Source organism: Bacillota bacterium, assembly GCA_024655925.1.
GTDB lineage: Bacteria > Bacillota > DTU025 > DTU025 > JANLFS01 > JANLFS01.
In genome coordinates this window covers 35,642-49,139 of the sequence record JANLFS010000001.1, presented here as the reverse complement: position 1 = coordinate 49,139, position 13,498 = coordinate 35,642, and the positions used below count along the sequence as shown (strand labels likewise).

The 13,498-nt window shown below is 59.6% G+C and carries 10 protein-coding genes and 1 pseudogene; 3 read left to right on the top strand and 8 right to left on the bottom strand.

Features of this window, described 5'->3' with window-relative positions:
• Positions 1-12: 12 nt before the first annotated feature.
• Positions 13-126 (bottom strand): annotated as a pseudogene (locus NUW23_00200) (ATP-binding protein).
• Positions 127-332: 206 nt separating this feature from the next.
• Here NUW23_00200 and NUW23_00195 point away from each other — a divergent pair.
• The gene (locus NUW23_00195) at positions 333-1,742 is read left to right on the top strand and encodes an IS1634 family transposase (GenBank protein ID MCR4424601.1); all 1,410 of its coding nucleotides are present in this window, start codon (positions 333-335) and stop codon (positions 1,740-1,742) included.
• A gap of 270 nt (positions 1,743-2,012) precedes the next feature.
• On the opposite strand, the gene NUW23_00190 is transcribed toward NUW23_00195, so the two are convergent.
• Complete coding sequence (locus tag NUW23_00190; protein MCR4424600.1) at positions 2,013-2,339, bottom strand: transposase; 327 nt, start codon at positions 2,337-2,339, stop codon at positions 2,013-2,015.
• Between the two features lie 349 nt (positions 2,340-2,688).
• On the opposite strand from NUW23_00190, the gene NUW23_00185 reads away from it, so the two are divergent.
• Positions 2,689-6,105, top strand: coding sequence for a hypothetical protein (locus tag NUW23_00185; GenBank protein MCR4424599.1), 3,417 nt, complete (start codon positions 2,689-2,691; stop codon positions 6,103-6,105).
• Between the two features lie 44 nt (positions 6,106-6,149).
• Here NUW23_00185 and NUW23_00180 read toward each other — a convergent pair whose 3' ends face one another.
• From NUW23_00180 to NUW23_00165, 4 genes are all read right to left on the bottom strand, one after another.
• On the bottom strand, positions 6,150-7,556 hold the full coding sequence (locus NUW23_00180) for a carbohydrate ABC transporter permease (protein MCR4424598.1): 1,407 nt from the start codon (positions 7,554-7,556) through the stop codon (positions 6,150-6,152).
• Between the two features lie 18 nt (positions 7,557-7,574).
• A complete protein-coding gene (locus NUW23_00175; protein MCR4424597.1) occupies positions 7,575-8,687 on the bottom strand; it encodes a sugar ABC transporter permease in 1,113 nt (370 codons plus the stop codon).
• Between the two features lie 148 nt (positions 8,688-8,835).
• Complete coding sequence (locus NUW23_00170; GenBank protein ID MCR4424596.1) at positions 8,836-10,086, bottom strand: ABC transporter substrate-binding protein; 1,251 nt, start codon at positions 10,084-10,086, stop codon at positions 8,836-8,838.
• Between the two features lie 111 nt (positions 10,087-10,197).
• Positions 10,198-11,238 carry a LacI family transcriptional regulator gene (locus NUW23_00165; GenBank protein MCR4424595.1) on the bottom strand — a complete coding sequence of 347 codons (1,041 nt, stop codon included), beginning with the start codon at positions 11,236-11,238 and terminating at the stop codon, positions 10,198-10,200.
• Between the two features lie 514 nt (positions 11,239-11,752).
• Between NUW23_00165 and NUW23_00160 the strand changes: the two genes are divergently transcribed.
• Positions 11,753-12,136: a very short patch repair endonuclease gene (locus NUW23_00160; GenBank protein MCR4424594.1), complete on the top strand. Its 384-nt coding sequence runs from the start codon at positions 11,753-11,755 to the stop codon at positions 12,134-12,136.
• On the opposite strand, the gene NUW23_00155 is transcribed toward NUW23_00160, so the two are convergent.
• Together NUW23_00155 and NUW23_00150 are read right to left on the bottom strand one after the other, a co-directional pair.
• Positions 12,108-12,974: a DUF4928 family protein gene (locus NUW23_00155; GenBank protein MCR4424593.1), complete on the bottom strand. Its 867-nt coding sequence runs from the start codon at positions 12,972-12,974 to the stop codon at positions 12,108-12,110. The genes NUW23_00160 and NUW23_00155 overlap by 29 nt on opposite strands.
• Positions 12,975-13,026: 52 nt before the next feature.
• A complete protein-coding gene (locus NUW23_00150; GenBank protein ID MCR4424592.1) occupies positions 13,027-13,317 on the bottom strand; it encodes a hypothetical protein in 291 nt (96 codons plus the stop codon).
• Between the last annotated feature and the right edge of the window lie 181 nt (positions 13,318-13,498).

The following is a 13,498-nucleotide window of genomic DNA, read 5'->3' as shown; positions in this document are numbered from 1 at the left end:
GACGGTTTCCCCTTAGCTCGCCGGAGGGGCGAGCGTCCTTCTCATCGACTCACCGCACAGTACCAGTTTGTGGGCACCATGTACCAGCCGGTCCATGATGGCGTCGGCGACTGTTGGGTCGCCTAGGAACGTGCCCGGAAAACAAGCTCACGGGAGCGCGCCACGCTCTTTGAGAGCTATACAATGGGACTGTATGGGTAGAACCCATATTCAGCACCTTTGATGACATAGGAGTAGAGGTTTTTTCAGTCGGTTGACGGGCCTGCAAGTGGCAACAGCTTCCTTGTACTTTTCGCGTGATTGTTGCATGGTCAACGTGGGAGGCGAGTACGTTGCCACTAAGGGCGTTTTCAGCTGGAGCAGGGGCTATGATCGGCCAGGTCATTAGAGAGCTTGAAATAGTTGAAACCATCGACAGCCTGGTGAAATGGGATCCGAAGCAGTGCAAGCATCCGCCGGGCACGCACGTTCTTGCCATGCTCATCAACATCCTGATGGGGCGTACCGCACTCTACCGAGTGGATGAGTTCTATGAGCTGCAGGATGTTCCCGTTCTATTTGGAGCTGAAGCCACGGCTGGGGACTTCAACGACTCCGTGTTGGGCCGAACCCTGGACAAGGTTTTTGAGGCTGGCCCCAAGAAAGTGTTTGGAGCTGCGGCAATGAGGGCGGCTCTGCGAGAAGACGTGAAGTTCGATGTGGTGCGCGCTGACACCACATCATGGGCGGTAAAAGGCCTCTATGACGATAGTTCGCCTGATGGCGATGCATTTCATGTGACGCGTGGGTACAGCCGAGATCACAGACCAGACCCTAAGCAGTTCAACTATGGCCTGGTAGTGAACGCAGAAGGCATACCCCTGGTCGGCGAAGCTATGGACGGGAACGAGTCGGATAAGGTGTGGAACAGGCGAGTAATTGAAGAACTGGTAGAACAATTCACCAACAACCTGACCGAGCTGGTATATGTGGCCGATTCCGCCGTGGCGACGAAGGACAACCTTGATATCATAGCGGGCAAAGGCATCAGGTTCATCTCTAGGCTGCCCGCAACATTCAAGCAGGAACAAGAAGCCAAGGACAGAGCCTGGTCAGAGGGAGACTGGGTCGACATCGGGATTCTCACCCAGAATCCAAAGCGCGATTCGGCGTTCTACAAGTGCAAAGAGTACACCATGGACATCGCTACTGAAACCGGTGCCAGGCAATACAGGCTCATTGTCGTGCATTCAACCAGCCTCGATAAGAGGAAAGCCAACACTCTTGAGAAGAACTTGCTCAAACAACGCGATGAGCTTGAAGCGAAGCTCAAGCAGGTCTGTGCCGTGGAGTTCGCTTGCGAGCCTGATGCTAGGGTAGCTCTTGAGAAGATCAAACGCGAGAATCGTGATTTGCTATACGAGATCTCGGGAGACGTGCAAGCTGAGGAACAGGTTCTGAGAAGAGCCAGGCCGGGCAGGCCCCTGAAAGGCGAACCCGCCCCTACCAGGGTCATGTACAGGGTTAGTGCAAAGGTGGGCAGGCTCAAGGAGCAAGAGTATGAAGATTTGAAGCTCAGGGCATCTTGCTTTGTCCTGATCACTAACATACTCGATTCAGAGGGATGCACGGCCACGAGAGTGCTTCGCGACTACAAGGAGCAAACAGCCGTTGAACTGCAATTCAAGGCTATCAAGGAACCAGAGTTCGTAGGCCCATGTTCGTCAAGAAGCCTGAACGGCTGGAAGCACTTGCATACGTAGCGCTCCTCGCCGCCGTAGTTCGTGCGATCATCCAGCGCCGAGCAAGGCGCCATGCTGAATCTACCGGTGAAGAGCTGCCCATCCCGGGTAAGAGAACAACAAAGCGGCCTACAGCGCGGATGCTCCTCGATTCGTTTGATGCTGTCATCGTTGTGAAACTCCCTGACGGCAGTCGGGTGCCTTCCGAAACTTAATGGGCCCTGAAGCCTGGGGTGCCTATCTGTTTCGCCTCCTTTTTCGCCCGGAGCCGACACTACTCCCTTGACGCCGCTATGCGGCGGCCGCCGTCCGTCTGACAAAGCCCTTGATGTTGTGGTTGAGGGCCGCAAGAACCGCCTGGCGCCACACTTTCAAGATCCCGATGAACCTTCCCTGTCTGGCCCCGTGCCGTGTCAGATGGCTTATGACCCTTTCCCCGTCGGCGCGTTTGGCGTAGAATTCCCGGAACTCCGGCGTCGCTTGCCTCTTGCGTTCCGCCGCGATTTCGCGCTCGTAGGGGTGAATCGTTATCGCGCGGCCTGCCGCAGCGCCGGTGCACTCCCCTCTGGATGGGCACTCCGCACAGTTTGTGACACGGACTACAGCCCTCTTGCGCAATTGGATCGCGGATGTATCGAACCGATCGCTATCCTCAGGGCCATCGCAGCATGATCACTCATGCCCAAACAAGTGACTTCGCTTAAACGTTTGCGCTACTTGTCCTTTTCAGGGGAGGAAATCCAGGGCTCATATCGAATTCTGGCCGTGTGACAAGACCTTGCCCGGCAGGCCTTCGTTGGTTCATAGACCGGGACGGGGCCCTGATGCCCGCGCGAGCGGGCGTCCAGCCACCTTTTACGATTAAGCGCAGTTTCGGTTCTGGGTTGATGTGTTGAGAATTGACTTATTGAGTCGGGCCCAGTTAGGTGAGGCGAGCCGGGCCAGCCCGCGCCTTGGGGGTCGAAAGATGAGCTGCCGTGACTTCTTGAACCGACGGTATAGGATGATTGTGTTCGACTGGGACGGCACGGCCGTTTCCTCCAGGCAAGCGCCTGTCGACGAAATCCTGTGGCGTCTGGAGGTTCTGCTGGGACGCGGGATCTGGCTCGCGGTGATCACGGGCACGAACTTCGACAACATCGATGCGCAGTTCTTCTCCAAGGTTAACCCGAGAGTCAAGGGCCGGTTGCTCGCGTGCGTGAACCGGGGGTCGGAAGTGTACGGGTTCAACGAGCGAGGCGAGGTTGTACGCTTGCACGCGCGGGTGGCCACGGAACGCGAAAACGCCCTCCTGGACGAGGTCGGCGCAAGGGTTCAGCGGGAATTGGATGAGCGCTATGGCCTCGCCACCGATGTCGTCAGAAACCGCATGAACAGGCGCAAACTTGACATCATCCCTGTCCCCGAGTGGGCGGATCCGAAGAAGGAGTCCATAGCGGAGCTCCTGTCTGCGGTGGAGGCGCGGCTTCGCGCGGCCGGGATCCCGGGGATCAGGAGGGTGGTAGACACGGTCGTCGCCTGGTGCAAGGAAGTTGGCCTCGACGCCAAGATCACCACCGATGTGAAGCACATCGAATTCGGCCTCACGGACAAAGCTGATTCAGCGGATTACCTAATGAACTACGTCGCTCGCCCGAACGGGATCGATCCGGGAGATGTGCTCTTCATCGGGGACGAATTCGGGCCTGTGGGCGGATTCGAAGGAAGCGACGCGAAGATGGCTGTGCCCGCCGCGAAGGGCGCGACCTACGTGAGCGTTGGCATGGAGCCTAATGGCGTCCCGGAAGGCGTTTGCCACATGGGCGGAGGCGCCGACGGGTTCATTGGTATCATAGATGAACAGATGCGGCTCTGGCGGGCTGGGGCGTCGCCGTTTGCGGAACCACCCATGATGGTTCACCCCACCGCGTCCAACTGGGCTATCACGGAAACCCGGTGCGGTTCCCAGAATGCGGCGTCCTACGAGACCATCTTCACGGTAGCCAACGGCTACCTTGGGACCCGCGGCGCTCACGAAGATGGCCTCTACACCGGAAAACCCGCCACTTTCGTCGCCGGGGTGTTCGATCAACCCCCGGGGAAGGTCACGGAACTTGTGGTTGCGCCGGACTGGTTATCAGTCGGGCTGTCTATCGAGGGGCAGCCGGTCTCGGCGGATCCAGCCAAGGTCCACAACTACTCCCGCACCCTCGACATGGCCCGGGGGGCACTGTCCCGAACATATCGATACTCTGACGGTGAGAACCGGGTGGTCAGGGTCGATAGCGAACGGTTTGCGTCCATTGACGATTATCACCTCGTGTGCATGAGATACCGTGTTACGATGGAGCATGGCACAGGGCGGATCCTGCTCAGCTCCAGGCTGAACGGTGACGTCTGCAATTCCGGTGCGCAGCGCGTCAGAACCGAGGAGACGCACGCCTCGCCTGACGGCGGGATGATGATAACCGCTGCCACCCTGCATTCCGGGCACTGGATCGTCATGGCCGGGATCAACCGTGTCTCACTGCTCACCAAGTCGGGGCAAGCCCACCTATCTCCAACCGCGGTGATTTCAGACGGAGTCCGTGCCGGACACGACTTCGAGATCGATCTCGCTCAGGGCGACTCGGTGACCTTAGAGAAGTACGTCGCCGTCTTCACCTCGAGGGACACAACGAATGAGCCGACACCGCCGACGCCTCCTTCGCCGCTTTCCTCGTCGTGTTCCGCCCCGCTCCCCTCACCGGCAGCCTTGGCGTCCCTTGCTGCGGCTGCGCGGAATCGCTCTTCGCGTGCGGCCGCGAGCGGGTTCGATGTCTGCCTCTCGCTGCATTCACGGCGATGGGCTGCAAGATGGGCGGAATCGGACGTTCGCGTGGTCGGCCCGGACTTCGACCAGGCGGCAATCAGGTTCGCGCTCTTCCACACGATGGCAGCTGCGTCAGAGACAGACGAGCGCGTAAGCATCGCCGCCAAGTCGTTGCACGGGGAGGGCTACAAGGGCCACGTCTTTTGGGACACTGAGATCTTCATCCTGCCTTTCTTCATTGTGAATTTCCCCGCGATCGCCAGGAACCTTCTCATGTACCGGGTGCACACTCTGGCCGGCGCTCGGCGAAAGGCCCTGCAACGGGGGTATCTGGGCGCGATGTACGCGTGGGAGAGCGCTGACACGGGTGATGAGACAACTCCCACATGGACGGAGCCTCATCCGGTGACTGGGGAGCGAATTCGCATATGGTGCGGCGATACCGAGGACCACGTCACTGCGGACATCTCCTACGCGGTCTGGAACTACTACCGATGGACGGGGGACGAGGAGTTTCTTTTTGAGCACGGCGCGGAGATCATCCTTGAGACCGCTCTCTTTTGGATGAGCCGTGCCGTCTGGAATAGTGGGAGAGACCGCTATGAATACCTCCGGGTAATCGGCCCCGACGAGTTTCACGACAACATCGACAACAACGCCTTCACCAACTACATGGCAAAATGGAATATCGAAAAGGCGGTTGACATCGCCGGGCGTCTGCGTGCCCACCGGCCCGACCGATGGGAAGCGCTCTCGAGGCGCCTGCGGATTGACGATACCGTGATTGCGGAGATGAAGCGCATATCCAGTTTGATATACCTGCCTCGACCGGACGCGGTCACCAACGTGATCGAGCAGTTCGAAGGCTACCACAGGCTTGAAGACATCGACCTCGCGTCGATCGACACGGGCGGCCTCCCAATCGACGTCTTCCTGGGCCATGAGGGCGTCTCCAGGACCACCCTGATCAAGCAGGCTGATGTCATTATGCTCATGAACCTTCTGCCGGACCTATACGGTGCTTCGGTCTGGGAGGCTAACTGGTCCTATTACGAGCCCCGGACTACTCACGCCTCCTCTTTGAGCCCTTCCGCGCACGCCGTTGCAGCGTGCCGCCTGGCCCGTCCCGACGACGGCTATCGCTATTTGCAGAAGAGCGTCGCCCTCGACCTCGCCGACAGGATGGGCAACAATGCTGCGGGGATACACTCAGCTAACCTCGGCGGGATATGGCAGGCGTTCGTGTTTGGGTTCGCAGGTGTCGAGCCCCTGAACGGAGGGGTTAGGATCAGACCTTGTCTTCCCAGCGGGTGGGACCGCATTGAGGCGCCGATCAAGTATCGGGGAATTCCCATGACTCTGGCTGTCACGCGCGAGAGAGTCAAAGTCGCCGTCGGCGGGCGCGCGGACCGGGCGGGAGCGAAACGGTCTGGCCCGGACCATGCCGTGGCGGACCATGCTGCAGCGGCGGACTGGGCCGCGGCGGACGAGGCCGCGCCTGGCCAGGCCGCCCCGACGCTGCTGATCGAATGTGAGGGCGTCGTTCGGCAGGTGGGTCTAGGAGAGACGGTAGAATTCATGCTGGGGGCCTAGGCCGGGGGCCTTGGGCGTCGCGACGCCGTCCCGCACAGCCGACACTACCCCTTGATCCCCGTGAAGCTTATCCCCTCCACGAAGTACCTCTGAAACACCACGAACAGCACGATAATGGGCAGAGCAGAAACGACTGCCCCCGCAAGCATTGGCCCCCAATCGAAAGCCACCGCGTAGCTGCTTCTGAAGTTGAGCAACCCTATCGTGAGGGTGTATCGATCCTGGGGCGAAGTGAGAACAATCAACGGCCAGAAGAACTCGTTCCACGCTCCCTGGAACGTGAGAATCGCGAGCGCGCCGAGCGCGGGTTTTGACAAGGGCAACATGATCCTGAAGAAGGTCTGAATCGTAGTCGCGCCGTCGATTCTGGCGGACTCCTCCAGATCCTTCGGCAGGCCTTCGAAGAACTGCTTCATGATGAAGACCGCGCTACCGCCGACCATCGTCGAGATGAGAAAGCCGGGCCACGTATTGAGAAGCGATCCCGCTCCGAACAGCCTCGAGAGGCCGAATATGCCATCGCGAAGCACAAGGTAGTTTGAAATGAAGGTGACCTGGCCGGGAATCATCATGGAGAAAAGCGTGAGGACGAAGAGAGCTTGCCTCCCGCGGAATCTCAGCCTGGCGAGGGCGTAGCCGGCCATCGACGCGATCAAGAGGGTCGTCAGAACCCTGACCGCGGCGACAAGCAACGAGTTCCTGATCCAGGTGAGAAACAAGCTCCTCCCGGTTGACCTGCTGTAGTTCTCCCTGAAAACCCGGTTGTAGTTCTGGAACACGTAGGGGATCAGGCCGCCTGTTATGTTGTTCCAGCTCTGGACTCTGCCGAGTCGCTCGATTCGGTTCGGGGACAGCGTGGCCTTCACGAATTTCTGGTAGAGCGGGACTTCCACATCCAGGGGGAGCTTGTTGTAGGTCATGGTCCCAGTATGGGATATCTCGAATTCGTAGGTCACGTGAGTCGTGCTTCCGACAGCTTCCCGTCCGACCTCCCGGGGCTCGCTCACTTTCGCCGCGTCCGCCGCGAACGGCTCAAGACGCAGCGCCGCCGCCCCGGCGCCGGCCACGCGCCTTGGAACAGTAACAATGGGCGGCACAGCTGTTTCTCCCTCTTCAAGCTCGTAGGTAACTCTGAACGGCACGACTGCTCCCGGGGCAAAGGCGCCGAAGAACCCGCCTCCGCCCCCCGTGCGCCCGAGTCTCCACGCAGCGCCCCAGTTCACCGGGGAGAGCTGTGGCGGATCGAGCCTGGGCGGCCACTCGGTGGGATTGTCTTTGAGGCTGCTCAGCACGGCAAACAAGAACGGCCCGGTGAAAAGGAATGAAAACGCCAGAAGCATCACGTAGACAGCCGCTGCCCGCGCCCAACGCGCCCTCCCGAGCTCCCACCGCCTGGGATCCGCAGCTAGGGTGCGGTTTCCGGCGGCGACCTGCCGCTCCGTTACTGACATGCGCTTGCTCCCTCCCAGTTAGGCCCGTGTTATGCGCTTCTGGACGAGCACCAGGACGAGCGTGAACACTGCCAAGATCATCGCAGCCGCGGACGCCATGCCGATGCGGGGCACCGCCGAGCCCGGGAAAGCATTGTGGTAGACGTAGTAGGCGAGGGTGATGATGGACTCAAGCGGAGCCTGGTCTCCCACGATCGCGACCTGGTCGAACATCTGAAGCGTCGAGATCAAACCCATAGTGAGTACGAGGAAGGTCACGTGGCGCAGGCAAGGCAGGGTTATGTGCCGAAAGGACGCAAGCCCGGTCGCCCCGTCCACCGCGGCCGCCTCATATAACTCCCTCGGGATGTCCTGTAGGCCCGCGAGGAAAAGCAGCATCATCGTGGGCGCGGTCGTCCAGATGTTCAGGATCATTATCGCCCCCAGGGGAACGGGGAACCCAAGAGCCCCGGCCCACTGTGGGAACGTCTGCCGGGTATTCAGCCAGATGGTCCTGATCGGCTGCACCGCAGAGTCGGGCCGGACCACCCCGGCGAAGGCCAGGACCCATACAACGACAGCGGCTGCGCAGGCAGACACCAGCAAGAGGCTTGGCTCAAGGGCGCCGGCCGGTCTCTTGTGCGCGCGTTCCCATCGCACGAGGCCTGTCTGGGCTGCGGCGAACACAGCGAAGAACAGTCCGATGCCGACCCTGTGCTCCATCACCTTCGTCGCAAGGAAGTTGATCAAGCCCATGCGTTGGTAAAGCCACATGAAGATGAGCGTAATCACCACGCTCGAGGTGACGCTCGGCATGTAGTACGCGGCCCTGAAGAAGTGGATCCCGCGGATCCTTTGGTTCATGAACACCGCAAGCGCTAGCCCAAGGGCGGTCTGAGTGAAGGTGACCAAGACGGCAAAGGTAACGGAGTTCTTAAAGGCCCTTCCGAACTGATAGTCTCGAAAGAGATTCGCGTAGTTCCGAAACCAGATCCAAGTGGGCTTCGTGAACAGGTTGTAGTCAGTGAAGCTGAAGTAAAGCGCCCGCGCAAACGCGTACCCGAAGAACACCAGAATGAAGAACAGAAACGGCGCCAGCAAGATGTAGGGGGATAGCCTCTCCTCCAGAACGGACCACCGCGATGGCCTCAAGTTCTCGCCCCCTTTGAAGATGTGGAGAGGTACCAGGGGAGGAGGCCGGGGCAAGCGGTCGGCTTCGCCGCGCGGGATGTGCCGGAAACCCACACTGCAGCGAGCCGGCCGCTTTGGTCATCCCATCTGCCTCCGACCGTGCTCGCTCCTACTTCACCAGGGCGTCGAAGCGCTTCTGTGCCTCGTCTAAGGCTTTCTCGACGGTCTGCTGACCACTCATGACCGCGTTTAAGGCCTGGTTGATCGGAGTCATCCAGTCTCCACCGTATGCGCCGAATTCGTAGGGCACCACATTGCCGTCGGACGCGCCCTCGAAGACGGTACGGTTCGCAATGGCCTCCTTGTCGGCCTTCCTGAAGTAAGGATTGTCGACCAGCGCCGCGCGGGACGGAAGCGCGAGCCCGCGCTCGAGAACCCATTGCTGCGCCTCGGGGCTGGTCAGAAGCTCGAGGACCCTAAACGCCTCGTCCTTGTGTTTGGAGGCTGCGCTCATGGACCAGGATACTGTGAAGATGAAGTTCCCTCGCTGCCCGGTCTTGGGGTTCTTGGGGATGAGCGTCGTCCCGTAGTTGAGGTTAGGGGCCTGGTCCCTCAGGAATCCGATCATCCACGCACCCTCGAGCGCCACGGCTACTTTCTCCGCCTGGAACGCGCCTCCGCCCCAGCCCTGCCCGATGTCTGCCGGCATGACCCCGATTCCCTTCTTGACGAGGCCCGTGTAGTAGTTGAATGCATCCTTGAACGTGGGGACGTTCACATTCGTCTTGCCTTTTTCGTCAAACGCCCGGAACCCGGCGGCGTGGGCGAACGCTCCGAACCGGGCGTAGTCTGGAGGGACGGCGATTCCGTACACCTCCGGCACCGCTGCCTTGACGCGCGCGAGCTTATCGGAGAAGGTGTTCCAGTCGTCCTTCGCATCCGGGTAAGGGACCCGGGCGAGGTCGAAGATGTCTTTGTTGTAGAAGACGGCGAGGGTGTTGAAGTCCTTGGGGATGCCGTAGATCTTGCCCCTGTAGGTGAAAGCCTGGAGCAGAGACGGAACGATCTCCTCCTTCTTGAGGACCGCAGACTTGGCGAGGTAGGCGTCGAGCGGCTCCACCGCACCCGAGGAGAACAAGCCCTGCGACCAGAAGATATCCACGTAGAAGAGGTCCGGGCCGGTTCCCGCCGACAGCGAGTTGACGATCCACTTGTCGTAAGCGTCCGCGATAGGCTCGTAGACTACCTTGATCCCTTTCAGCTTCGGTTGGACGAACCTGGCCAGAAGCTCCTCGACGATGGCGACATCGTTTCCGCCGAACCCCGCGACCCGGATTTCCACGTCGGCTGCGTGGAACGTCGTGGTGGTTCCCAAGAGCGCCGCGAGTAGAACCAGGGAAAACACGATGTTGCGTTTCATCTCAGACATGCCTCCCTTATAGATCTGGTTTGAGCGAGGGATCCCGCCCCTTCTGGCCCGGCGGCCAGCCCCCGCCCGGACTCACGGTCTCCCCAAAACGGGACCGCCGTCTCACCTCCTCAGTCTCTGATTTGGGCTCGCAGTCGAGTTGCGCACAATGAGATCCGCTTTGAGAAGTACTGTCGACAATGGCATCTTTCCATTACATGCCGACACGAACATCTCTCCGACCGTCTGGCCTAGCTCGTACCGAGGCTGGCTCATGGTCGTGAGGGGCGGGGACGCCATCGAGGACATGTCGATGTTGTCGAACCCGATTACCGAGAGGTCGTCGGGTACCCGGATTCCGCGCTCGGCAGCCTCCTTGAGCACACCGAAAGCCATCAGGTCCGATGCCGCGAACACTGCTGTTACTTCGGGGGCTGCCGCGAGAAGCCTAGCAAACGCAGCTCGTCCAGTCTCCATATCGAAGTTGCCTTCAACTACGAGCCTGGGGTCGTATGGAAGGCCTGAGTCGACCAGCGCAGCCTTGTAGCCTTCCTGCCTGTCGAAGCTGACCGCCGCCTGGGCGTGCCCGTTGATCATGCCTATCTTGGAGTGCCCGAGCTCAATCAGGTAACGGACTGCGGCGTACGCACCGGAGACGTTATCACACCCAACCGAGAACGCCCTCTGCCCGGCAAGCGGCATGTCAAGCGCAACAACTGGAATCGAGCTGTTCTTGAGCTCCGGCAACCACGGATCGTCCAGGCGAAGGCCCATGAAGAAAGCGCCTTCAACGTTCCGGCGCCTGCACAGGTCCAGATAGGAGGGCTCGCCCGAGCGTGGTGCTCTGTTGACGTTGAAGACTATGAGGTCGTAGCCGTTCTCAGTGAGCTTGTCGAGCATGCCGTTTATGATCTGCCCGGAGAAGGGGTGGGAAAACCCCTGGCCTTTTTCACGCCCCAGGAGAAACAGGCCTATAGCCCTGCTGCGCTGGGTGACGAGGCTCCTTGCTACGATGTTTGGCTGGTAGTTGAGCGACCGGGCAAGTTCCTTGATTCGAACCCGCGTATCCTCCGCGATGTCCTTGTGCCCATTGAGCGCTCTCGATACCGCAGTCACCGAGACACCCGCCCGGGCTGCTATGTCCTTTAGTGTCACGCGTCGCACGGTGAAGAGTCCCTCCCAAGAGATGGTCTATCTCAATCGCTTAAGAAACCGGGCAGACATACACTGAGCAAGGCGCTCAACTGGCCGTCACCCCAGTGGAGTACTGCTACGGCGTGGGCGTGCCCAAGTATGCCCTCGCTGTTCACTTTAACGTTAAACCTGACGATCGGAGTATTCTACGGGGGAGCGCAAAATCCTACTTTCTGGACAAGAAATGTTTCCGGTGTGGAAACGGGGAAGGTGAAGCCAATAAAGGGCAGGGGGAGTGCAGAGGGGGAAGCTCGCAAGGCGGTGCAATTGCTCGGACAGGAGGCCGCATGTGGAGGGGCCTAGAGGGCGGTGAGATTGCTGACTTCTCGTGCCCGGTTTCGGTGTATAATCAGCCATAGATCTTCTACATTTCAACACTGCGGAGGCGGGCTGACGACACTCGATGACCGATACTGTGAACCCTGAAGTAAGAAGCCGTATAATGTCGCGGATCAAGTCCTGCGACACCGCCCCGGAGTAGCGCGTGAGAACCTGCCTGCACGCGGCCGGATTCAGATTCCGCCTGCATCGTCGGGATCTTCCCGGCAGGCCGGACATCGTGCTGCCTCGCTACAAGACCGCCGTGTTCGTGAACGGCTGTCTGTGGCATGGACATGAGTGCAAGCGCGGCCATATGCCGTCGACCCACCATGAATACTGGGCGCAGAAGATCGCCCGCAACGTGGCGCGCGACCTCAGAAACCATCAGGCCTTGCGGGATCTGGGCTGGAACGTGGTGGTGATCTGGGAGTGCAGCCTGGCTACAGGGGTCGACGACCTCCTGAGCCAACTGCGCGAACGTAGGGGACGAGAGCCAAGAGGCTACCGAGAATCGCAATTCATAGGTTCATTGAGATCTCAATCATGATTGCTTTGTTAGTCTCTAGTTCCTCCACCCGCGAGTTATAAACCTCCGACAGACTTCGGAGTTCATGCTGAGTTCCGAGCCGAGTGAACTTGCCCGTTTCGCAAACATTCTGGCCAACAAACTGCTCCACAGAGCTTACGTCAATCCTGTTGTGCAGGCCAGCCTGTTCAGCCATCTGCCTGGCTGCCTCCAATCGTGTCCGCTGAGTGAGCACAACGACGCGATATCCATCGCTGATGTTTCTTAGGCATTTTTCGAAGAGCGGCGGCATCGGTGCCACAGTAACGTGGAACACGGAATCCCCGATGAGGAAGTCGCCAGGTCGTCCAAGCTGCTCATCAGCGGTCGTGTATGAGTGGTTCTCGATTTGAGTGTCAGGACATCGCAAGGTCAGCTTGGCACCTACCAGGTGTTGGGCGACGGCGCTGGCCAGGTTTCTATCATGGGCTGCTTGTAGGATGTCTCCAATGATGCAAGACATCGGTTTCTCCAATTCAATGCTAACCTCGATGCGTTTTCGGTCGAAGCACTCTTTTGCGCGGCCGGTCAGCCATTTCCGGAGCTCATCAATGACCTGGAGTCGCTCTTCAGGCGACAGCTCTGCGATACCGTCACGAGCATTCAGAATCTTGGCCATCCGTTCCGCGGCAACTCTCGTCCTTCGCGTAGTCCTTGCGCCCTCCTTGGCATACGTGCGCGTCTCGCCATAGCGTGACAAAACCCGACTTATCATGGCACCGCTGGTCTTGACCTGATTCCCTTCAGTCAGGTAGTCGTCCTCACTAAGAGGGAAAGCGCTTCTCATATGCTCAAGAACAGCCAGGCCTGCGCATACCACGTATCACTCGGGCTCCTCGCCGGGTTTGGGCCGTTCATCGTTATACCATCGCTCAAGATCCGCTTTCAGCTGCTCCCGTAGGTTCTTTGTACACCGCACTGTTTTGTTGCCACCTTTCGGCAAGTTCCTCAGCCGTCCTTCTAGACGACAGAAGACCTTCGGACTGGCTGAAGTGGTTCGCTCCGCCCCTTAACTCCGGCCCGGCGCCGCGGCATTCAAGTGCGAGCGGAACCAGCAGGTGCTTCGAAAGCCAGCTGACAGCAGGAACCACGACGGCGTCCCCCATGGCTCGATAGCCATGGTTGAAGCGAGGGGGCAGCCAAAACGTATCAGGGGCACCCATGAGCCGCGCGGCCTCCCGCGGGGCCAGAAGGACGTGTCCTTACCTTGCCGTCCTTGACGAGGACTACTGTCTGTCTGCTGGATCCGCCCCGCGGAGTGCGAATGCATCCGGCCACGCCGTCAAACCTCACCTCTGCCTGTTGATGTCCCCGCCTAGTCCTTTTATATAAGAAGCCAACAGC